This window comes from Mobilibacterium timonense (assembly GCF_900155555.1).
Lineage (GTDB): Bacteria > Bacillota > Clostridia > Peptostreptococcales > Anaerovoracaceae > Allobaileyella > Allobaileyella timonense.
The window spans coordinates 472,624-495,424 of record NZ_FUHN01000008.1; the positions used below are offsets into that span (position 1 = coordinate 472,624).

General features: G+C 51.2%; 22 protein-coding genes. 12 read left to right on the plus strand and 10 right to left on the minus strand.

Annotated elements, in window-relative coordinates:
• Positions 1-22: 22 nt before the first annotated feature.
• From rsmG to BQ7382_RS08205, 9 genes are all read right to left on the minus strand, one after another.
• Positions 23-862: a 16S rRNA (guanine(527)-N(7))-methyltransferase RsmG gene (gene rsmG / locus BQ7382_RS08165; RefSeq protein WP_077391618.1), complete on the minus strand. Its 840-nt coding sequence runs from the start codon at positions 860-862 to the stop codon at positions 23-25.
• On the minus strand, positions 828-2,783 hold the full coding sequence (gene mnmG, locus BQ7382_RS08170) for a tRNA uridine-5-carboxymethylaminomethyl(34) synthesis enzyme MnmG (RefSeq protein WP_235847987.1): 1,956 nt from the start codon (positions 2,781-2,783) through the stop codon (positions 828-830). The genes rsmG and mnmG overlap by 35 nt, the downstream gene beginning before the upstream one ends.
• A gap of 72 nt (positions 2,784-2,855) precedes the next feature.
• Positions 2,856-4,256, minus strand: coding sequence for a tRNA uridine-5-carboxymethylaminomethyl(34) synthesis GTPase MnmE (mnmE, locus tag BQ7382_RS08175; protein ID WP_159437273.1), 1,401 nt, complete (start codon positions 4,254-4,256; stop codon positions 2,856-2,858).
• 184 nt (positions 4,257-4,440) lie between these two features.
• Complete coding sequence (gene jag, locus BQ7382_RS08180) at positions 4,441-5,307, minus strand: RNA-binding cell elongation regulator Jag/EloR (protein ID WP_159437274.1); 867 nt, start codon at positions 5,305-5,307, stop codon at positions 4,441-4,443.
• Positions 5,308-5,331: 24 nt separating this feature from the next.
• Positions 5,332-6,093 carry a YidC/Oxa1 family membrane protein insertase gene (locus BQ7382_RS08185; protein WP_077391621.1) on the minus strand — a complete coding sequence of 254 codons (762 nt, stop codon included), beginning with the start codon at positions 6,091-6,093 and terminating at the stop codon, positions 5,332-5,334.
• A gap of 18 nt (positions 6,094-6,111) precedes the next feature.
• Complete coding sequence (yidD, locus tag BQ7382_RS08190; protein WP_077391622.1) at positions 6,112-6,342, minus strand: membrane protein insertion efficiency factor YidD; 231 nt, start codon at positions 6,340-6,342, stop codon at positions 6,112-6,114.
• A 46-nt stretch (positions 6,343-6,388) separates the two neighbouring features.
• Positions 6,389-6,742, minus strand: a complete 354-nt coding sequence (gene rnpA / locus BQ7382_RS08195; RefSeq protein ID WP_077391623.1) for a ribonuclease P protein component — start codon at positions 6,740-6,742, stop codon at positions 6,389-6,391.
• Positions 6,743-6,770: 28 nt separating this feature from the next.
• On the minus strand, positions 6,771-6,905 hold the full coding sequence (gene rpmH / locus BQ7382_RS08200; RefSeq protein ID WP_077391624.1) for a 50S ribosomal protein L34: 135 nt from the start codon (positions 6,903-6,905) through the stop codon (positions 6,771-6,773).
• Positions 6,906-7,141: 236 nt separating this feature from the next.
• Entirely contained in the window at positions 7,142-8,917 is a 1,776-nt protein-coding gene (locus tag BQ7382_RS08205; RefSeq protein ID WP_159437275.1) for a Cna B-type domain-containing protein, read from the minus strand.
• Positions 8,918-9,269: 352 nt separating this feature from the next.
• Here BQ7382_RS08205 and dnaA point away from each other — a divergent pair, with 352 nt between their 5' ends.
• The 6 genes from dnaA (at position 9,270) to BQ7382_RS08235 (ending at position 18,675) form a co-directional block, all read left to right on the plus strand.
• The gene (gene dnaA, locus BQ7382_RS08210) at positions 9,270-10,610 is read left to right on the plus strand and encodes a chromosomal replication initiator protein DnaA (RefSeq protein ID WP_077391626.1); all 1,341 of its coding nucleotides are present in this window, start codon (positions 9,270-9,272) and stop codon (positions 10,608-10,610) included.
• Between the two features lie 159 nt (positions 10,611-10,769).
• On the plus strand, positions 10,770-11,873 hold the full coding sequence (dnaN, locus tag BQ7382_RS08215) for a DNA polymerase III subunit beta (RefSeq protein WP_077391627.1): 1,104 nt from the start codon (positions 10,770-10,772) through the stop codon (positions 11,871-11,873).
• A complete protein-coding gene (gene recF / locus BQ7382_RS08220) occupies positions 11,874-13,013 on the plus strand; it encodes a DNA replication/repair protein RecF (protein ID WP_077391628.1) in 1,140 nt (379 codons plus the stop codon). It begins immediately after the preceding gene.
• Positions 13,014-13,364: 351 nt separating this feature from the next.
• Positions 13,365-15,290 carry a DNA topoisomerase (ATP-hydrolyzing) subunit B gene (gene gyrB, locus BQ7382_RS08225; protein WP_077391629.1) on the plus strand — a complete coding sequence of 642 codons (1,926 nt, stop codon included), beginning with the start codon at positions 13,365-13,367 and terminating at the stop codon, positions 15,288-15,290.
• 21 nt (positions 15,291-15,311) lie between these two features.
• The gene (gyrA, locus tag BQ7382_RS08230; protein ID WP_077391630.1) at positions 15,312-17,804 is read left to right on the plus strand and encodes a DNA gyrase subunit A; all 2,493 of its coding nucleotides are present in this window, start codon (positions 15,312-15,314) and stop codon (positions 17,802-17,804) included.
• A gap of 277 nt (positions 17,805-18,081) precedes the next feature.
• The gene (locus BQ7382_RS08235; RefSeq protein ID WP_077391631.1) at positions 18,082-18,675 is read left to right on the plus strand and encodes a nitroreductase family protein; all 594 of its coding nucleotides are present in this window, start codon (positions 18,082-18,084) and stop codon (positions 18,673-18,675) included.
• A gap of 307 nt (positions 18,676-18,982) precedes the next feature.
• On the opposite strand, the gene BQ7382_RS08240 is transcribed toward BQ7382_RS08235, so the two are convergent.
• Positions 18,983-19,741: a lysophospholipid acyltransferase family protein gene (locus BQ7382_RS08240; RefSeq protein WP_159437276.1), complete on the minus strand. Its 759-nt coding sequence runs from the start codon at positions 19,739-19,741 to the stop codon at positions 18,983-18,985.
• Positions 19,742-19,984: 243 nt separating this feature from the next.
• Here BQ7382_RS08240 and dtd point away from each other — a divergent pair, with 243 nt between their 5' ends.
• The 6 genes from dtd (at position 19,985) to BQ7382_RS08270 (ending at position 22,755) form a co-directional block, all read left to right on the plus strand.
• Positions 19,985-20,455, plus strand: a complete 471-nt coding sequence (gene dtd, locus BQ7382_RS08245; RefSeq protein ID WP_077391633.1) for a D-aminoacyl-tRNA deacylase — start codon at positions 19,985-19,987, stop codon at positions 20,453-20,455.
• Between the two features lie 127 nt (positions 20,456-20,582).
• Entirely contained in the window at positions 20,583-20,867 is a 285-nt protein-coding gene (gene rpsF, locus BQ7382_RS08250; protein ID WP_077391634.1) for a 30S ribosomal protein S6, read from the plus strand.
• 50 nt (positions 20,868-20,917) lie between these two features.
• On the plus strand, positions 20,918-21,379 hold the full coding sequence (locus tag BQ7382_RS08255) for a single-stranded DNA-binding protein (RefSeq protein ID WP_077391635.1): 462 nt from the start codon (positions 20,918-20,920) through the stop codon (positions 21,377-21,379).
• A gap of 46 nt (positions 21,380-21,425) precedes the next feature.
• Positions 21,426-21,677, plus strand: a complete 252-nt coding sequence (gene rpsR / locus BQ7382_RS08260) for a 30S ribosomal protein S18 (protein ID WP_077391636.1) — start codon at positions 21,426-21,428, stop codon at positions 21,675-21,677.
• A gap of 147 nt (positions 21,678-21,824) precedes the next feature.
• Entirely contained in the window at positions 21,825-22,433 is a 609-nt protein-coding gene (locus BQ7382_RS08265) for a cyclodeaminase/cyclohydrolase family protein (protein ID WP_144082119.1), read from the plus strand.
• Positions 22,434-22,449: 16 nt separating this feature from the next.
• Positions 22,450-22,755, plus strand: coding sequence for a hypothetical protein (locus BQ7382_RS08270; protein WP_077391638.1), 306 nt, complete (start codon positions 22,450-22,452; stop codon positions 22,753-22,755).
• Positions 22,756-22,801: the final 46 nt, after the last annotated feature.

Here is a 22,801-nt window from a genome sequence, read left to right on the forward strand (position 1 = left end):
CCGTTGAACAACTGTATATAACCTACCTTATCGGTGCCTTCCTGGCCACACCAGCCTTTCTCGGATACTTGGCCGGAGTAGGTCTGATCTTCCTGATGGTGACCAGCTTGTGCATAGTCATGGAAGGGTCTTCGCTTTCCACATCTATGACATCTTCCAGCTCTCCTCCAAGAGTCTTTATCGCTTTTTCGGCCTTGTCCACTTCCTCCTGGGCCTTCTCTCCTTTGTATGCAACGAAAAGTCCTCCCACCTTTACGAAAGGCAGGCACCACTCCGCGAGCACGTTAAGGGAAGCGACCGCCCTGGATACGCAGACATCGAAACCTTCCCTGAAGTCATCCTGATGTCCCAGGTCCTCTGCCCTGCCATGTACGACCTGAATATTGGATATACTCAGATCCTCGACGATCTCTCTGATAATAGAAAGCTTCTTATTCACAGAGTCTATGAGAACGAACTGGGAGCCCGGATTAGATAAAGCAAGTGGAACTCCTGGAAGACCGGCTCCAGTGCCCACGTCTATCACACGAGGCTTTCCTCTCATGTCTTCAAGTTTGTTCACAGCAAGAGAGTCGACGATGTTCTTCTGGAGAAAATCGTCTCTGTTGTCTACACCTGTGAGGTTGACCATTTCATTCCAAGCGAGTATGGCGTTCATATATGCGCACATGCGCACTGCAGAGTCATTTCCGTAGAGCTTGATGAGATCGTTCACGGTCTTCCTTGACCTCACACGAGCTTCAGAATCGTCCTGATTCAGTTCTTCATAGTCTATCTTGAATTCGGACAGATCCTTTTCGAGAACGCCAGCCTGAAACTTTGCCTTTTTAATCTCGGCATCTATCAGCTTCTGGTCGATCATTGCCTTTCACCTTCCTGCTCCTGCTTTCCTTCTCGAGATAAATGAGGAGAACATTCACGTCCGCCGGGTTCACTCCAGAGATACGGCTGGCCTGCCCCACCGTCTCAGGCCTGATACGGTTCAGCTTTTCGACGGCCTCAAGACGAAGACCTCTGATGCTGCCGTAATCGATATTCTCGGGAAGCCTCCTGTTCTCCATCTGTCGAAGCTTCTTCACGTTAGAGCGCTGTTTCTCTATATAACCTGCGTACTTTATCTCGACCTCTATCTCAGTGATCTCATTTCTGGTAAGCCGGGGCCTTGTTTCATCATCCACTCTTTCGAGATAATCATATCGCACTTCAGGCCTCTTTAGCAAATCGAAAAAGCACGGATTATCCCTCGACTCAGGAGCCCCAATCTCTCTAAGGAATTCCTGCATCGAAGCCATGTCGATCCTTTTGTGTTTAAGGCGATCCACCTCGTCGGATATACGCTGCTGCTTCCTGAGATATTTTTCATATCTTTCCTGACTCACAGATCCATAGGCATATCCAATAGGGGTCAGCCTCTGATCCGCGTTATCCTGTCTGAGGAGGAGCCTGTACTCCGCTCTTGAGGTGAGAATCCTGTAAGGCTCATCAGTGCCTTTTGTCACCAGGTCGTCGATGAGAACTCCGATGTATGCCTGGTCTCTGCGGAGGACCAGAGGATCCATACCCTGTATCTTTCTTGCGGAGTTGATTCCGGCGATGATCCCCTGAGCTGCCGCCTCCTCGTATCCGGAGCTGCCGTTGAACTGCCCGGCACAGAACAGGTTTTTCACCCTCTTGCTCTCCAGGCTCGGCCTCAGGCTGAGAGGATCGATGCAGTCGTATTCGATGGCGTACGCCGGCCTGACAATCTCTCCATGCTCCAGCCCCGGTATGGTATGGTAAAAGCTCTCCTGAACGTCCTCCGGCAGGCTCGTGGACATGCCCTGTATGTACATCTCATCCGTATCGAGGCCTTCCGGCTCCACGAAAAGCTGGTGCCTCTTTCTGTCTCTGAATCTAGACACTTTGTCCTCTATAGACGGACAGTATCTCGGCCCCACACCGGTTATATTTCCGGAATACATGGCGCTCCTGTGTATGTTGTCCAGTATTATTTTATGGGTGTCCTCATTAGTATACGAGAGCCAGCAGTCCGCCCTGTTGCCGCCGATGTCCCTGCCTTCGTTCATGAAGGAAAAAGGAACTATCTGGTCGTCGCCATGCTGCACCTTCATTTTAGAATAGTCCAGTGAGCGACCGAGCATGCGCGCAGGCGTGCCGGTCTTGAACCTCCTCAGCGGGAACCCCTCACGATAGAGATTATCCGCAAGCTCGTCAGAAGCGGCCAGGCCCGACGGACCTCCGGAATACGCCGCATCTCCGATGAATATTTTTCCACCGAGAAAAGTGCCTGTAGCCATCACAGCAGTCCTGCAGCTGTACCTGGCCATCGCCTTCGTTACGACTCCGCAGACCGCACCGTCATCGTTGATTATGAGGTCGGTGACCTCCGCCTGTTTCAGGAAAAGGTTTTCCTGATCCTCGATGGTCTTCTTCATCTCGAGATGGTACCGGTTCTTGTCGGCCTGCGCCCTGAGGGAGTGGACCGCCGGGCCCTTGGATGTGTTGAGCATTTTGCTCTGGATGAATGTCTTGTCGATGTTTATCCCCATCTCCCCTCCGAGGGCATCCACCTCGCATACGAGATGGCCCTTCCCGGTGCCTCCGATGGAAGGGTTGCACGGCATCATGGCCACTGCCTCCAGATTCATAGAAAGCATTAGCGTCTTCATGCCCATTCTGGCGGAGATCAGCCCTGCCTCGCAGCCGGCATGCCCGGCCCCGATGACGATAGTATCGAAGTCTCCCATAAAAGAGTATTCAGAAAGATCGTCTGTTATCCTCATTTATCTCCTAAATCTGTATATATAAAATGATAAAACAATTTGCAAATCTGTATATGAATCGCAGTAAAAATTCTATTTACCAAGACAGAATCTCGAGAAAACAGCGTCGAGTATCTGGTCACCCGCTTCTTCGCCTATGACCTCTCCGAGGATGTCATAGGCGCTGTGTACACCGAGTTCGCAGATCTCCAGAGCCTCTCCTGCCCTGAGCATACGGACGGCGCTGTCTGCCTGTTCGCACGCCCTTTCCAGGGCATCGAGCTGTCTCTCGCTGGTGACCACGGCAGATGGTATCTGGCTGCCGGTACCGGCAAAGATCATCCTCTCGATCTCCTGACTTACTTTCTCTACGCTGATATCGAGGTATTTTCCTTCAAGCAGCGAAGTCTGTATAACGCGCGGATCATCAAGGATCTCCCCTATATCAGCCTCTCCAGATAAAGCACTCAGATCCTCTTTGTTCAGGATTGTAATGGTACGCTCCTCCTTGCCGCACTCTCTGATAGCCCTGGCTATCTCCCTGTCCTCATCGCTGAGAGGACGGCTGCCGTCGACCACAAAGAGAACGACATCTGCACGTTCCAGTGCTTTCCTGGACCGGTCTATTCCGATCTGTTCCACCTGATCCTGGGTATCCCTTATGCCAGCCGTGTCCTCAAGAATCACCGGCATGCCACCGACGTCCATCATCTCCTGTATGGTGTCCCTGGTCGTCCCTGGCACGTCTGTGACGATGGCCCGTTCCTCTCCCAGGAGGCCGTTAAGAAGAGAAGACTTTCCGGCGTTAGGGCTTCCAACTATTGCGACCTTGACACCTTCGCGTGTGATCCTTCCCGCCGGAGCGCTGTTGATGAGACTGACGATATTTTCTTTTTCCCGGGAAACGTCGCTGACAAAAGCATCGTATTCCATCTCCTCTATGTCCTCGTCTGGAAAATCGATGTTCACGGCCATCTGCGCCAGAACATCCAGAAGGCCCTGGCGTATCTCGCGTATGCGCCTTCCCAGGCTTCCCTCCAGCTGGCTCTCGGCGATCGTATAAGGAAGATCGGTCTTTGCGCTGATGATGTCCATCACAGCCTCCGCCTGGGTCAGGTCCAGCCGACCGTTCATGAATGCGAGTTTGGTGAACTCGCCCGGCTCCGCGAGGCGGGCGCCGTTTCTGATGACCGTCCGCAGGATCTTTTTCATTCCGACGGGACCTCCGTGAGCCTGTATCTCTACCACGTCCTCGCAGGTGTAACTGTGTGGAGCCTTCATGTATATGAAGACAGCCTCGTCGATCACCGCTTCCGGCCCGGTCTTGTCCGGGTCGACGACATGTCCGAAGTAGACGTGACGAGGCGCCGGATCTTCAGGGCACTCGGAAAAGACTTTTTTCATTATGCCCAGTGATCCGTCACCGCTTATTCTGACTATGCCGACGCCGCCCTGCCCGGGGGGTGTGGATATCGCTGCAATAATATCTGACATTTTAAACACCATGCCATATGTGTCACTTGGACACTTTAATGAGAAACGTCCATTTTGACACACCAACAATAACTAAACAATTATACTCTCAATAACATACCCGGGTAAATAAAAATGACTCGTCCCGGGTGCTCCCCGAAGATGAGTCACTTTTACTAACATAACTGCCAGATCCGGCTGTGCCCTACTTGAGCTCGATGATGACCCTTCTGTAAGGATCCTTTCCCTCGCTCCTGGTCTTCACTCTTGGGTGATTCTGCAGCGTAGCGTGGATGACCTTTCTCTCGTAAGGATTCATAGGCTCGAGGGTGATGCTCCTCTCTGTTCTCTCCACCTTGCCAGCGAGCCTGTTGGCGAGGTCGATGAGCGTCTGCTCTCTCTTGGCCCTGTAGTTCTCGGCGTCAAGAACGACCCTGATGTACTCCTCGCTGTCCTTGTTTACCACGAGGCCCGCGAGGTACTGGATGGAGTCGAGTGTCTGTCCTCTCTTGCCGATGATAGTACCGGTGTCCTTACCGGAAATATCCACGTGGACGAAGTTCTTTCCGACTTTTACCTGGAAATCCAGGTCCAGGCCCATCTCCTTCGTGACCTCCTGCAGGAAGTCCTTCACGGGATGCTCTTCCACAGGCTCCAGGTCGGAAAGGTCGAACATCAGTGAGACCTGAGGTCTGCTCTGTCTCCTCCTGCTCTTTCCCCTCTTCCTGTCCTTCCTGTTCTTTCTCTCCGCAGCTCTTGCGGACTCGCTGGCCCTGGCGTCCTCCAGCTCTTCCTGTTCGAATCTGTCGTAATCTTCTCTGATCTCATCAGGCACCTCGATCTCCCTGTTCTCAGGCAGATCCGCAAGTATCCTGTCGATATCGTCAAACTTGGCCTTTTCTTTGCGGCTGTTATCGGCAACATCCTCTTTGGCTGTCACTCTGACTCTGGCAAGCTTTGATCCGATGCCGAGAAAACCACTGGAGCTCTCCTCCAGCACCTCAACATCCACATCCTCTCTTGTGAGCTTGAGTTCCTTCAGCGCGAGGTCGACTGCCGTATCAACATCCACACCCCATTTCTCCGAAGATCTCATTTACCTGTTTATTCCTTTCATTCTGGCCGCTTTCTTCTTCTCAAGCTCCTTCTCTGCTCGAGCCCGCTGCTTTTCAAGCTCCATCTTCTCGTTCATCTCTCTTCTGATCTTGTTCATGCGGATGTTGAAGAAGATCTGAAGGAACTGACCGCCTGCCCAGTAGATGGCAAGTCCGGCCGGGTAAGAACGTCCGATCCACAGGATGGTGAGAGGGAAAAAGTACTTCATCACCTTCTGCATCGCCTGCGTCTGGGCGTTGCCCTGATCAGTCGTGAGCTGTGAAGTCATGGAAAAAGAGAAATATGTGGAAACGGCTGCCAGTATAGGCAGAATCCACAGGTCAGGCTGTGCCAGATCCTTGATCCAGAGGAAAGACTCGTGGATGGCGAAAAGCATCTTTTCGTCCGTCATGTACTGCATCGGATATCTCAGCAGCTGGAAAAGTCCCATGATGATAGGGAACTGAATGAGCATAGGCAGGCAACCACCCATAGGATTGAATCCTTCCTCTGAGTAGAGCTTCTGCATCTCTTCAGCCATCTTCTGCTGGTCGTTTGCGTACTTCCGCTGTATCTCCTGCATCTTCGGCTGCACCGAAGCCATCTTGGCAGTTGATTTGATCTGTCTGGAATACAGCGGGTACATGATGCACTTTACGAGCACCGTAAGAATGATCAAGGATATTCCGTAATTACCTACGAGACCGTAGATAAACGTGAGAAGCATGCCGAGCGGCTTAGCTATTATTCCTAAAAAATCCATTGTATCTCCCGATATTTTCTATTTCAGAGGGTCATAACCACCGGGATTCCAGGGATGACATCGCAGAATTCTCTTGATCCCCAGCCAGCTGCCCTTAAAAGGCCCGTACTTTCTCACAGCCTGAAGGCAGTATTCGCTGCACGTAGGATAAAACCTGCAGGTCGGCGGGAACATGGGAGATATAAACTTCTGATAACCTCTGATGATGAGAATTAACACATTTTTAAGCAAGTTACTTATGTGTTTCATCTTATTGTCCTTTGCAATTCTCTATTGCTCCGGGAAAAGATATATTTCACTTCGCGGGGTTCTTCGGCCCTATGAGCCCAGCACCTTTGAGTGCGCCGAACATGGACTTCTGAACATCCTTCATCTTCTGTCCGATGATAGTCTTCCTGGCTACAAAAATTATATCGTAACCCGCTCCCGGCTTCGGATCCATGAGTCTGTAGCTTTCTCTCATGAGCCTTCTGGCCCTGTTTCTCATGACGCTGTTCCCAACTTTCTTGCTGGCGACGAACGCAATGCGGGTACGTCTGAGATGATTTTTCCTGTACAGAACTACAACGAATCTGCTTCCCCTGGAGCTCCCTTTTTTGTAAACAGAATTAAAGTCTCTCTGGTTCCTGAGTATATCTTTCCTGAGCATAAATGAATCCAATCAGACGGGGGTAAAACTAAGCTGTCAGCTTCTTTCTTCCCCTTGCTCTTCTTCTCTTCAGAACCTTACGGCCGCTTACTGTAGCCATTCTCTTTCTGAATCCGTGCTCCTTGAGTCTCTGTCTCTTCTTAGGCTGATAAGTCCTCTTCATTTGAATCCTCCTTGCCCTCGTGGGCGTGTATCACAATAAAATAAACTTCAGCGGCAAAATGCCGCCTGCACCGCAGCCTGGCTGCAGAAAAATCATCGCGCCATCTGAATTTCAAAAGCGCAATATCGAGTTATTATACTGAAAAAGATATGTAAAAGTCAAATATGAAAAGGTGCCGCAGTTAAATGCGGCACCTTCCTGTCAGTCATCTATTATCATCTGGATATGAGCTCACGCTATCTGCTGTGATAATGCTTCCTCTTTCTGATCTGCACCAGAAGAACTACGAGCACCGTGGCGCACACCAGAGCCGACCCGTACAGGAGAACGTTCCCTGTGTCTCCGGTCTTGATGATGCTGCTCACTTTCTTGGTAACGGTGGTCTTGCCGCCGCCGTTGTCGGTAGTGTTCGATGGGTCCTTAGGATCATTGTTTGATGGATCTTTAGGGTCTGTCGGGTCCTTCGGATCAGCCTTTTCCTGAGTATTGGTTATCGTACCGCCGTTTTCCACAGTTGACTTGTCGGCGTCATAACCCGTCACATCATCTTCCTTCACAGTGTACTTGATCTCGTTTCCGTTTTTATCATTAAGCGGAAGATTTTCGTATGTAATTGTGTATGTGTTGTCCAGATTATCCGTGATAGAAGGAGTGACTCCCGTGACCTCTGTATCGCCATTCATCAGATGAAGGCTCTTGGCGAATTCATCTACAGAAGGACGATTGCCATCCTTATTGTCATCGTCTTTCCAGATCTTGGTAACTTTTACACTTGTAGTTTTTTCAGCAACAGTGAGAAGCTTAGAAACGGAAACATTTTCATTTTTGATTTTCGCACCTACCATGTTCTGGAAAGCTTTTCCATCTGATGCCTTCTGTCCGTTAACAGCCTCAAAAACCATCAGATCTCCATCCATCCACGGAATAGTGGAAGAAAGAGTAATATCCAGTACACCTTTAGGCTCAGTATCAGAAACAAGAACGAAACTGTCACCAGACTTTACTACATTAACTCCACTTGTAGTGGTAATTCCCTGAGGCAGAGTCAACTTGAAATCAGTAAAGTAGTCAGACGGTGTCTTAAGCGTAAGTGTATTTGTATACCACTTTCCATCTGTAGTGTTTTCTTTGAAAACAGCATCTCCTTCAATGGAAATATCCGAAGAAGAAGGCTTACTGTCCAGAACATTGCTTGTGCTGACCTGGTAAAGTGCATTAGTCAGTGCCAGGTTATCAACCTCGTGATTATCCGCGATTCCGTAATTGTACATCAGATTCCATACTGCATTTGACGTACCTTTATATGCCTGAGTTTCAGTAAGGAATGGATACGATCCGTAAGTAGCATTATATGCTTGAACAGGATCATCATATTGCATCATAAAGGAAGCAGCACGATAAAAATCAGTCGAATAGATATCACTCCTTGTAAGACCTGACTTCGTCTTTCCAGTGCTTCCAAGCTGAAAGACATCGGTAGTGAAATCTATCAATGACTTATAATTATCGCTGTCTTTTGACTTAGAATTCTCTATGGTAAATACCTTGTTCCCTATCGAATCAGGGAAATCATTTCTGATAGAAGCAGGGGCATCAAGCAGCTTGTTGAAACCTTCTTCGGTCATCGCTCCAGTATTTTCAGTGATCTCATATAGAGAGTTTCCATTATAAGGATAACCTGAGTAAAGGATGACCTTTAATCTCTCGCTGAATTCACTGATCTTCTCAGGATCAGTGATACCATTCTCAGTGCAGAATTCCTCAATGGAAGTCTTTTCGTAAAGAGGAACAGGTCCGGTCGCCGCTGTATAGTGCGGCCAGTGGCGCTGATTGTTCATACAGAAGATGATCACCTCTGATCCGTCTTCCAGTTTTACAGAGTGTATGTCTGTCTGTTCGTTGTAATCTATTTTATATGTATTATCAGCTGCGAATACCGAACCGGATCCGAAGCAGGCTATCACCGCAATGGCGAGCAGGACCACTAATAACTTTCTCTTACCTTTTCTCAATGTCTCTGTCCTCCGCTGAAGTCTCTGTCTCATACCTTCCGTATACAATCTTACCCTAATAGTATACATTGAGAGTTTATATTAACGATTATCAATTGTCACCAAAAAAATAAAAAAAACTCATAAAAGTACAAAGCGGTCACACGAGAATGTCATATAGAAAATAAAATTCTCAAAAAATAAGATATCCACAATATGTAGTACAGCCCGGAAGTTATTAACAAAGTTTTCCACAACATGTGTATAACTTTCTTTTTGACGCATCAATTCTGGTTGTTTTCAACGGGTTACCGTTCCTTGCGGATGTTGATAAATTTATGTAAAATGTGTTCACGAATTCAGGAGATGCAAATTGGACAAGAACAAGATATGGGAAGAGCTCCTCATCAACGTCCGCACGGAGATGACCGCCACCAGTTTTACCACGTGGATCATCCCCCTTTCCATCAAGACCATCGATGAGAAGGCCGGAGTCATTTATCTGGAAACGAGCGAGGAACCGGTGGTGCGTTTCGTCACCAGCAGATATGTGGAAACGCTTGAGGAGAATTTCAAGAAGATCATTGGAAAACCTTACACGGTAGTAATAAAGACGACAGAAGATTACGAGGAGCAGAACAAATCGAAGAAAGCTTCTCGTCCTTCTTTTGATGCGGAAAAAACGCTGAACCCGCGTCTTAACTTCGATAATTTTGTAGTCGGAAACAGCAACAAGTACGCCCACGCCGCCTCCTACGCGGTGGCCGAGGCACCATCAGAGGCCTACAATCCTCTTTTCCTGTACGGCGGATCCGGACTGGGAAAGACCCACCTTATGCAGGCAATCACCATACACATACTGACGAACAACCCAAACATGAACGTACTCTACGTTTCATCAGAGCAGTTCACCAACGAGCTTATCACCGCCCTTTCGGAGAACAGGACTAAGCAGTTCAAAGACAAATACAGGAAGACCGACGTACTCCTGATCGACGATATCCAGTTTCTGGAAGGAAAAGAGAGCACACAGGAAGAGTTTTTCCACACATTCAATGCCCTTTTCCAGGACAACAAGCAGATCGTGATATCCAGCGACAGGCCTCCGAACAACCTGGTCAAGATAGAAGACAGGCTCAGATCAAGGTTCGCCTGGAACATGATCGCAGACCTCCAGCCGGCGGACTTCGAGACCCGTGTGGCCATCCTGAGAAAGAAAGCCGAAAACGCAGGTATCCCTTGGGATCACGACATCTACGACGTATGCTGTCTCATCTCCGAGCAGGTGACTGACAACATCCGTGAGCTCGAGGGAGCCTTCAACCGTGTGGTCGGCATGGCACAGCTGATCCCGGGAGAAAAAATAAATGTAGAATTCGCAAAGAGGATCCTCAACGATATAATAAAGGACAACGAAAAGGCTGTCGCGCCTGAGCGTATCCGGTCCATGGTCGCAAGGCACTACAAGATAAAGGTATCCGATATGGACTCGAAGAAGCGCAACGCGGAGATAACCATGCCGAGGCAGGTGGCCATGTACATCTGCAGAGAGGCGACGGACCTTTCTCTTCCTAAGATAGGAAAGCTTTTTGGAGGAAGACACTACTCTACGGTCATCCACTCCCACGAAAAAGTCCAGAGCCTCATGGACAACGACGAGAACTTCAGGGCAGAGGTCGAGAAGCTCATGAACGAGCTGCAGAGCAACAAATAATTAACACCCTTTTAACATGATCCACATGTTATCCTCAGGTGAAATCAACTTGTTACATCTCTTGAAGCCATTGAAAGACAAAGCACAGGGGAGTTTTCCACATTATGAACACCCCCTACTACTACTACTGAATAGTAAGTATATATAAGGAGCCAGCAAATGAAATTCTACTGTTCGAAAACAGCTCTCACAAACGCACTGAACAATGTGTCCCACGCTCTGCCAGCGAGGACGACTAACAAGATCCTCGAGGGGATCCTCGTTGAGATAAGAGACGGACAGATGACGTTCACAGCAACAGATACCAACATCACCATATACACGTGGATGGGTATCGACCTTGGAGAGAACGTGAGCTTTGTGGTACCGGCCAAAAAATTCATCAGCATCGCTGCAAAGCTCCCGGAGGACGAGGTCATCCTGGACTACAATGAAGAAAAGAACAAGCTTTCGATAAAGAGCGGCAAATCGCTGTCTCACCTGGTGACTTTTCCGGCAGACGAATACCCGAAGGTGATGGTGAGCAGGAGCGAATCGCCGGTGATCCTCGACAAGGAAAACTTCCGCAGAATGATAAGGAAGACCGCCTTCGCTGCCAGCTCCGATGAGATGAACGGAGTGCTCACAGGCGTTTTCCTGGAGATAAAGGAAACAAAAATAAGAATGGTGGCCATAGACACGTTCCGCCTCGCGGTCTACGATGACCCTGTTGAGACGGATCACGAAGTCAGCGTCATCATCCCGGCAAGGCTCCTGAACGAGGCTTCCAAGATCATTCCGGACGAGGGAGACGAGAAGCTCAAGCTGGACATCACCGATAACAAGGTGGTCATGTCCTTCGACAACAACATGGTAGTGATCAACACCATCAACGGAAATTACATCAACTACGAGCGCATCATCAGGAAGGACGGGGACATCAGGGTAAGAGTCAAGAGAGAGGATCTGCTGAACTCCATAGACAGAGCGTCCCTCATGACCACCGTACAGACCAACAACCTGATAAAGTGGAATATCAGCGACAGCGCCCTGGAGATGAGCTCCCTATCAGACGAAGGAAACATCGACGAGAGCGTGGAGATCATCAAAGAGGGAGACGACCTGGAGATCGGCTTCAACTACAAATACATCATGGACATTCTGAAGGTCATCGATGACGAGGAGGTGTACCTCCACTTCAAGGACAGCCTGAGCCCATGCATCATCACCCCTCTTCAGGGAGAGAAATATCTCTATCTGGTGCTCCCTGTAAGGATCAGCTAGATGTACATTAAGAATATCAAACTCAAAAACTTCAGAAACTACCGCGATCTGGATCTGGACTTCGACAGGAGCCGGAACGTGATCATCGGGGAAAACGCACAGGGGAAGACCAATCTCATCGAGTCGATCTACCTCTGTGCTTTTTCGCGTTCGTTCCGCACCAGGTCCGCCGCAGACATGGTGATGATCGGGGAAAAAAGCGCCTCCGTCTCGGTGGAAGTATTCAGCGACGACCTGGACAAAAACATCTCCATCAGCCTGAACGACCGCGGTGGCAAGATGATAAAAAAGGACGGAGTGGTCCTGCGGAGGACTGCGGATCTGCTGAACAACCTGGTGGTAGTAGTTTTTTCGCCGGAGGATCTGCGCATCGTTAAGGATGGTCCTGAAAAACGCCGCGACTTTATAAACCGGGAGATGAGCCAGCTCAGGCCGTCATACTACAACCTTCTCAAGGACTACAATTCCGTCCTGAGAGAGAAAAATGCCCTGCTCAAAGAAGGCCCTGAGAGCAAAAACATCGACATGCTGGACATCTACGACCTACAGATGGCTAAGTACGGGATCCAGATAATCAGGGCCAGGAGAAAATTCATCAGCCGCCTTTCCGAGATAGCCGGGGGCATCCACAGCCGTATCTCCGGCGGAACAGAGGAGATGCGAATACAGTACAAAGAAAATACAGACGACCAGGTTCTGCAGGACACGATCTTCCTCCAGCGGGAAAAAGAACTGCGCCTCGGCCACGCCATCGCAGGCCCCCACCGGGACGACATGGAATTTTACATCAACGGCATGAACGCCAGGAACTACGGATCCCAGGGACAGCAGCGGACCATCGCCCTTTCCCTGAAGCTGGCTGAAATAAAGATCGCAAAGGAGATGCTAGGCGAAAACCCCGTTCTTATCCTCGACGATGTACTCTCAGAGTTCGACCTGAAGAGGCAGTCGTTCCTGTTCAACGAGATCGAGGACGTGCAGCAGTTCCTCACATCCGCGGAAGTGAACCGGCAGCTCATCGAGAACATGGACGAGGGCTGGGTATTTCAGGTAAAAAACGGGATCGCCCGCCGGGTGACAGGCGATCTGAGTGAGATATACACAGGCGGTGGATCCGATGAGGTCGAAAACAGAAAATGAGTTCAGCGCAAAAATGCAGTTATGCATATGTTTATCAACATGTATGCATAACTGCATTTTTGGATGACCAAAACGGATGGCAGAGAAGCTCCATACATCTCTTCACCGCCCTTCCCGCAGACTGACGGCCGCCCGAAAGCTCTTTTTCCAGTACCACCCGGATAGACCCTTCGAAAAACCGTGAAAATTTCGCCGTAAAACGGTATAAAACCGACCAGATAAGGTACCATACGGCTATTGAAGAAAAAATGAAAAAATGGTAAAATAAGCCGATTTTTAGGTGGCAGCTGCGATCCGCAGATGGCGGGGCTGCCACTGTTGTTGTTTATTGTTAAACGAAGGTAATCATTAATGTGTGCAAAGAAAAAAGAAAACTCATATGACGCGTCCCAGATCCAGGTGCTGGAAGGACTTGAGCCTGTCAGACTGAGACCTGGTATGTACATAGGAAGCACCGGCCCTGCCGGACTCCACCACCTGGTCTACGAGATCGTGGACAACAGCGTGGACGAGGCCCTCGCCGGGTACTGCAGCCACATCAGAGTGACCATAGAGCCTGACAACTCCATCACCGTCCGCGACGACGGACGAGGGATGCCGGTGGACATCCACCCTAAGATGAAGATCCCGGCAGTGGAGGTGATCCACACCCAGCTCCATGCGGGAGGAAAATTCGGAGGCGGAGGATACAAGGTATCAGGCGGACTCCACGGCGTCGGAGCTTCCGTCGTTAACGCCCTTTCCACCCACATGGAGGTAGAGGTCAGCAGGAACGGCAAGGTATACAAGCAGGTATATGAACGTGGAAAAACAGTGACGCCTCTCGAGGTCATCGGGGAGTCGCAGGAGACAGGCTCGTTCACACACTTCTGGCCGGATCCGGAGATCTTCGACGAGACTGTCTACGACTACGACACTCTCCAGAGAAGGCTGAGAGAGATGGCTTTCCTGAACAAGGGGCTGAGGATCTCCCTCGAGGATAAGAGGCCCGGCAAGGAAAAGCAGGAGAGCTTCCACTACGAGGGCGGCATCAAGGAATTCGTCCACTACCTGAACAAGAGTAAGCACCCGCTGACTGAGGATATTTTTTACTTCGAGTACAAGAAGGAAGGATATGAGGTCGAGATCTCTCTCCAGTACACCGACAGGTTCAGCGAGCTGATACTGTCCTACGCCAACAACATCAACACCGTTGACGGAGGATTCCACCTTGTGGGATTCAAGACAGCAATCACAAGGACCGTTAACGACTACGCCAGGAGAAAGAACTTCCTCAAGGAAAATGAGGATTCTCTCCAGGGCGAGGACATCCGCGAAGGCATCACTGCGGTCATCAGCGTCAAGCTGCTGAATCCTCAGTTCGAGGGACAGACCAAGGCGAAGCTCGGAAACTCCGAGATGAGGGGAATAGTGGAGAGCGCCATGGCCGATTACTTCTCGGCCTATCTTGACGAGCATCCAAAGGAAGCCAGGGCCATCGTAGACAAGTGTCTGAACGCGGCCAGAGCTAGAGTCGCTGCCAGAAAGGCCAGGGATACGATCAGGAGAAAGAGCGTCCTGGAGGCTACTTCCATTCCAGGAAAGCTGGCGGATTGTTCGGAGAAAGACCCTGAGCTGTCGGAGATCTTCCTGGTCGAGGGAGATTCCGCCGGCGGTTCTGCCAAGGCAGGAAGAGACAGGAAGAGACAGGCGATACTGCCTCTGAGAGGTAAGATCCTCAACGTTGAGAAGGCAAGGCTCGACAGGATCCTCAACTCTGAGGAGATCAAGAACATGATCACGGCCTTCGGCTGCGGGATCGGAGACCACTTCGACATCAGCAAGCTGAGGTATCACAAGATAATCATCATGACCGATGCCGATGTGGACGGAGCTCACATCAGGACGCTGCTCCTGACGTTCTTCTACCGCTACATGACTCCTCTGATAGAGAAGGGATACGTGTACGCGGCTCAGCCACCTCTTTTCCAGAACAAGAGAGGAAAAGATATCGCATACACCTACTCTGACGAGGAGCAGAACCGCGTCCTCAAGGAGTGGAGAGAGAAGAGCAGCGGGAAGATCGAGATCCAGAGATACAAAGGTCTTGGAGAGATGGACGAGAACCAGCTGTGGGAGACCACTATGGACTACAACCACAGGACTCTGATCCAGATAACCATCGATGACGCCACCGCGGCGGACGAGATCTTCAACACCCTCATGGGAGACAAGGTCCCGCCGAGGAAGAAATTCATCGAGGAGAACGCCAAGTACGTGAAGAACCTGGATATCTAGTTCGGGAAGGAGCAGATACGAATGTCTGAGAATTTAATAGATCAGAGCAAGCTGATCAAGCATGAGATATACGACGAGATGAAGAACTCGTATATCGACTACGCCATGAGCGTTATCGTCGCCCGTGCCCTTCCTGACGTGAGAGACGGACTGAAGCCGGTGCACAGGAGGATCCTCTACGGCATGAGCCAGCTGGGGACCACGCCTGACAAGCCTTACAAGAAATCCGCCCGTATCGTGGGAGAGGTAATGGGTAAGTACCACCCTCACGGAGACAGCTCGATATACGACGCCATGGTGAAGCTGGCCCAGAACTTTTCCACCAGATATCCTCTGGTAGACGGCCACGGAAACTTCGGCTCCATCGATGGAGACGGTGCCGCCGCCATGAGGTACACAGAGGCAAGGATGTCCCCTTTCTCGCTGCAGATGGTGAGAGATATAGAAAAAGACACCGTCGACTTCATGGACAACTTCGACGGCGAGGAGAGAGAGCCGGTGGTCCTCCCTTCGAGAGTGCCGAACCTGCTGATCAACGGGTCTAACGGTATCGCCGTAGGAATGGCCACATCCATCCCTCCTCACAACCTGGGAGAGGTGATCGACGGCTGCGTCAAAATGATCGACGACGATGACTGCACCATCGAGGACCTCATGAAGATCATCAAGGGACCGGACTTCCCTACCGGTGCTCAGATCATGGGGAGAAAAGACGTCCGCGAGGCATACATGACTGGCCGTGGAAAGATACAGGTGCGCTCCAAGTGCGAGTTCGAGGAGAGCACAAGGGGCAAGATGAGGATCGTGGTCACGGAGATACCTTTTCAGGTGAACAAGGCCAGGCTCATCGAGTCCATGGCAGACCTCGTGAAAAACAAAAAGATCGAGGGAATCACGGCCATCCGCGACGAGTCCAACCGTGAGGGCATGCGCATAGTCATCGAGCTCAAGAAGGACACGAATCCTAATGTTATCCTGAACAGGCTCTACAAGCATACCGCCCTCCAGTCCAGCTTCAGCATCATCATGCTGGCCCTGGTCAATGGAGAGCCGAAGATCCTGAACCTTTATGAGATCCTGGACGAGTACCTGAAGCACCAGAAGAACGTGATGACCAGGCGTACGAAGTTCGACCTGAACAAGGCCGAGGCCAGAGAGCACATCGTGGAAGGATTGCTCATCGCCCTGGACAACATCGACGAGGTCATCAAAATCATCAGAGAGAGCTACAACGACGCCAGAGAGCGCCTGATGGTACGCTTCGGATTTTCCGAGAAGCAGGCTCAGGCCATCCTGGACATGAGGCTGGCAAGGCTGCAGGGACTGGAGAGAGAGAAGCTCCAGGACGAGCAGAACGAGCTGCTCAAGAAGATCGCATACTACAAGGAGCTTCTCGCCGACGAGCACAAGCTCATGGGCGTGGTAAAGGACGAGCTCCTGGAGATAAAGGATCGCTACGGCGACAAGCGCAGGACGAGCTTCATCAAGGACACCGGAGAGATCGACGAGGAGAACCTGATCAACGAGGAGAACGTCGCCATCACCTTCACCCACCTGGGATACATCAAGAGGATGCCAGAGGACACCTTCAAGGCCCAGAAGCGCGGAGGCAAGGGAATAGTCGGACTCACCACCCGTGAGTCCGACTTCGTGAAGGACCTCATAATGGTATCCACCCATGACACCCTCCTGTTCTTCACGGACAAGGGAAAAGTCTTCAAGATGAAGGCATACGAGATTCCTGAGGCTTCTAGGACGGCCAAGGGCACTCCTGTGATCAACTTCCTGAACCTTGATTCCGGCGAGAGAGTCACTGCCGTGATCCCTATGAGGGACTACAACGAGGACGACTACCTGGTTATGGCCACCCTCAACGGGACCATAAAAAAGACTCCGCTGAACCAGTTCGAGAACATCAGGAACAACGGCCTCATCGCCATCAACCTGAAGGACGACGACAAGCTCATCGGAGTTGCCGACGCAAGAGGAGACGAGAACATCTACATCGTCACCAAGATGGGCAAGGCCATTGCCTTCTCCGGAGACGAGGTAAGGAGCATCAGCAGGACAGCCGCAGGCGTCAGGGCCATCATGCTCGACGAGGGAGACGAGGTCGTCTCCATGGAGCTGGATGACGGATCCAGAAACGTCAGGATGTTCGTCCTCACCGAAAAGGGCTACGGCAAGCGCACCGCCCTCAAGGAGTACAAGCTCCAGGCCAGAGGCGGCAAGGGCGTCATGACTTACGACAAGAACAAATTCGAAAAGACCGGATTTATAGTAGGCGCAGCCCTCGTGACCACAGACGACGAGCTGATGATCATCAACTCCAACGGTGTGATCATCAGGATCAGGGCCAAGGAGGTCTCCACTTCCGGCAGGACCACTCAGGGCGTCAAGATCATGAAGGTGGAGGACGACGACAGGATCGTGTCCTTTGCAAAGGTCGTTGACGACGATGAAAAGGAAGATCCGAAGGGCGAGGGTTCCAGCGACCAGCAGACACTGTTCTGATATTGAGGTTTCTGCGGACCAGTGGATGTTGATGCGACATCCCGGTTTCTGCGGAATACCGATATAAATCGTGGTAGAATATCCACGGGACAGCCACGTATCCGGCTGTATGGAATTTCCGTCACCGATCGGAAACAATTGTCGGTGACAACGGCCGAAGGCGGCGATAGAAAACGTCGTTCAAATGCGGCGATTTTCGAGAACGGATCGAAGGATCGGATCAGGAAATCGATTTGATACGACGTATCGAGACATCTGTTTGAGAGAAGGTGATCATATGCTCAAGGATCTTATCAAGGAAAACAGGAGCACCAGGGGATTCGACAGATCCCGAAAGGTCAGCACAGAAGAGCTGAGAGAGATGGTGGACTGCGCCAGGCTTTCAGCTTCCAGCATCAACAAGCAGCCGCTGAGATTCTACATTTCAAACGAAGAGGACGAAGTCAGCGTGATAACGTCCCACGTGAAGCTGGGAGGTCTCCTTCCGCAGCTCGGTCTTCCTGTAAAAGGCACCGAGCCTGTCGCGTACATCCTCATCTGTCAGGATACGAGAGTGAGCTTCAGCAAGGAGGGATTTTCCAAGGACGTGGGCATCTGCGCACAGAGCATCACGCTTGCCGCCACCGAGATGGGACTGAACGCCTGCATGATCGGAAATTTCCTGGGAAAGAGGCTCGGCCCTGCTATCGGCCTCAAGGACGACTATGAGATCAAGCTCGTTATCGCCATTGGCAAGTCGGCCGAGAAGATACAGCTGGAGGACATCTCGTATGGAGAGTCCACCAACTACTACAGAGACGAAAACGGAGTCCATCACGTTCCGAAGATACGCCTGGATGATGTGGTGATCAGCAAGGGTCATCAGAAATAGGTGTAAACGACCTGGGCTGATCGAGCAGATCGGAAAGTCTGATGTCTCGACCGGCTTTGGTCTGTGTGGATGAACCGGACAAGACTGAGACAGGAAAGCTTAAAAGTCGAAATATAATTAGATCGATACAGTAGAACAGAGGCTGACGCATTTTCGAGATGCGTCAGCCTCTGTTCGTACGTGTTTTTTCGATGCAATGTACAGCAACTCTATGAGGTTCTTGGATCAGATTCCGGCTCTTGAACTGGTTCTGGTTATGGTTATGGTCCTGATCATGTCTGACTCGAATTTCTGGTCGCGAGCTGAGCTACTCCACGAAGTCCACTTTTTTCCCGGTGAGTTCCTCGAGCCCCTTGAAAACTGTCTCTTCTATCTGGGTGTGTATGGTCGCCTGCTCTCTCCTGTCCATCTCTTCGATGTGGACCAGAGGATGGATCATGCACTGGTAGTGGGCCGGATGGAAGCTGCCGTATTCCTCGAAGGTGTGGTATGTGCCTTCGATGGACACAGGGAGGATCGGGACTTTTGCCTTCTGGGCGAACTTCAGGCTGCCTGCCTTGAAGTGGCGGACCGGGCCGCCCTTGCTCCGGGTTCCCTCGGGGAAGATGACGAGGGAGTCTCCCCTCTTCAGCCTTTCGGCGCCCTCTCTCAGGACCTCGATGGCGCCGCGGGTGTCTCCCCTGTTCAGGAATATAGTGCCGGTGAACTCGGCGGCGTCCTGAATGAGCTTGACGCGGGAGAGCTCCTGCTTTGCAACGAATCCGGTCTGCATTTTCTGGAAAACGTAGTACATCAGGAGGATGTCTGCGTATCCCTGGTGGTTAGGGACGATGAGCACAGGGCCGTCCTCGGGGATGTTTTCCTGGCCGTAGATATCATAGGTTATCTTGAGTTTCGGGGAGATGTTGCGGGCAAATTCAGAGGTCCCCTGCACCTGGAGTTCCCGGGCCTTTGCAAAATCCCCTTCTGCCCTGGCCTGCCTGATCCCCGGGCCGTAGTGTTTGTTGAAATGGTTTATTCCTGCAGCCGCCTTGATCAGGGCACCGCCGGTGGTAAATGGGTTCATTCTGTGATCCTTTCCATTGAAGGCGGCCGCGCCGCCCGAGCAATTACAGAGAGTATAGCACAAAACGGCCTGCAGGCGGTGGATTTGGTGACATTGGTGGCATGCCGCGAGCGTGGCGAATGACCGAAAGATTTTTTTTCGGGAAAGATCCCTGTGCCACACAGCCGGCCATCCGCTATAATTAAGCGAGTTAACGCAATTTAAGATAAGACGGTCGCAACACGACAGATACGAGAGGTGCATATGAAAATTGTGATACAGAGAGTCACCAGGGCTTCTGTGACTATAGACGGAAAGGTCGAGGGCGAGATCGGGAAGGGCTTCATGGTCCTGGTGGGTATCGCTCAGACGGACACTCAGGAGATCGCGGACAAGATGATCAGCAAGATGTGCAAGCTGAGGATATTTGAGGACGAGCAGGGAAAAACGAACCTTTCTCTGGCGGACGTCGGCGGCGAGGTGATGATGATATCGCAGTTCACGCTGTATGCGAACACGAGGCGCGGAAACAGGCCGTCGTTCATCGAGGCCGGCGCGCCGGACATGGCGGAGCCGCTTTACGAGCACATGATAGAGGAGTGCGGAAAGTACGTGGATCACGTGGCCCGTGGGAGATTCGGGGCGGACATGAAGATAGACCTGCTGAACGACGGGCCTTTTACGATCGTGATGGACTCGGACGAGATGCTGATGCCAAGAAGCAATAATCATTGATGTTCCGGGATGAAGTTCTTGAAAAACTCCTTGATATATTTTTTCAAGGCGATATAATGCTAGTTGGTCTGACTACGCGGACCGATCCTGCACCGCAGGGTGCCACTAGTCCACAGGAGGTGAAATAATGAGAGATTATGAAGTGCTGTTCGTTCTCGATCCAACACTGGATGACGAGAAGAAGAACGGACTCATCGAGACCGTTAAGGGCATCATCAATGCCGACGGAGAAGCCGGAGAGGCCGATGTCTGGGGCAACAGAAAGCTTGCCTACGAGATCGACAAGAAGAAGGAAGGATATTACGTTGTCCTGCCTTTCAAGGCGAACCCGGAGCTGCCTAAGGAGCTCAGCAGAAGGCTCAGGATCTCTGACAGCGTAATGAGATTCATCGTTACCAGCACAGAGGAATAGGCAGGCCTGCATAAGGTCATGAACTTGCAGAGAAAGCAAGAGGTGTAGACATGAATCAGGTCGTATTGATCGGTAGATTGACAAGAGATCCGGAGCTGAGTTATACAGCTAACAGCCAGACTGCAGTAGCCCACTTCACTCTTGCTGTAGACAGACCTACGGCAAGGAGAAATGACGGAGAGCAGACGGCTGATTTCATCAGGATCACGGTTTTCGGCAAGCAGGCCGAGACATCCGAGAGGTATCTTTCCAAGGGCCGCCAGGTGGCCATTCACGGAAGGATCCAGACCGGAAGCTACACGAACCGTGATGGAGCTCGTGTTTATACCACAGATGTCATCGCTGACAGGGTGGAATTCCTGGGCAGCGGAAACGGCGGCGGACGCGGCGGCCAGGGATATGACGGAGGTCAGAGATTCGATGGAGGCAACGGAGGAGATTCCTTCGGACAGCCTGACATGGGAGATCTGCCGGACGCATTCCAGGCAGCAGAGGACGACATACCGTTCTAGATCGTCCGGGACCGCGACCAATTCTTAACGGAAGGAGATAAGTCTAATGAGCAATGGATTCAACAAGCAGAGACGCGGCGGAGTCAGAAGAAAAAAGGTCTGCCAGTTCTGCGCTGATAAGGACAAGAAGATCGACTACAAGGACGTGGAGACACTGAAGAAGTTCACCACAGAGAGAGGCAAGATCCTGCCTAGAAGAGTGACAGGAACCTGCGCTATGCACCAGAGAGCTGTTACAACAGCGATTAAGAGAGCTCGTGTAGTTGCCCTTCTGCCATTCGACGCTGACCTGAACTAGTTCGGCGCGACGAGAGACGGCAAGCGGGAGGTCGGAGAAATTCGCCCTTCCGCTGTTTTTTTTTACTCCCGAAAAGATATATAATGTTGTAGAAAGCGTGCGGCATTGCCGCGGGATCCCATATTTTCAAGGAAAAGGAGAAGAACCGTGCTTGTTGATATGACTTTGAAGGCATACGTTGACGATCTCAGCTCCGACTCCCCTGCTCCCGGCGGAGGCGCTGCTGCGGCGCTCACAGGAGCTCAGGGTGCGGCCCTGGTCATGATGGTGGCCAACCACACGAAGGGCAAGAAGAAGTACCAGGAGTACGAGGAGCTGATCGCATCCGCTCTGGAGGATGGCCAGAAGCTCAAGGAGAGCTTTCTCAGAGGAGTCGATGCGGATAAGGAGGCTTTTGGAAAAGTTGCTGCAGCCTACGCCATGCCAAAGGACACCGATGAGGAAAAGGCTGAGCGCAAGGAGTCCATCGCGGAGGCATCCGTGCCGGCGGCGGAGGCACCTCTTCAGGTGATGAGAGACGGCCTCGCGGGGCTTGAGCTGACGTATTCCCTCATGGGAAGATCAAATAAGAACCTCGTCAGCGACCTCTATGTAGCGGCTATACACCTGGAGGGCGCGGTGGCATCGGCGGCTTATAATGTTTTTGCCAACACACCTGGATTCAAGGACAGGGATCTCGGACAGAAAATGTCCGACGAGGCGGAGGAGATCCTCAGAAAGTCCGCCGAGATGAAGGATAAAGTACTGAATTTCTAATGATCGGAGCTATCAGATGAAGACCAGACACAATTCCAAGGGAATGTATTTTCTGCTGATGATTTTTTACGTCGCCATGACGGCCATCATGTTCGTACTGGGCATGCTGTCCAACAGTGGCAAGATGTATACTGTTTTTCTTTACGTCGTAGCGGGGCTCTGGCTACTCATGGCCTACAGGGAGTACCACGCATGGCAGCTCGACCGTGACCGCTTTGAAAACCCGGTATACATGGACGACCTTGCCACCAGTGGAGGCAGCCGTATCGGCAAGAACAAGAAGAGAAAACAGAACCAGAAAAATCAGGGAAGGAGAAAATAGGCGCAAGGCCTTGTATAAGCAGGCCTTAGACCTGGAAAGAAGCTTT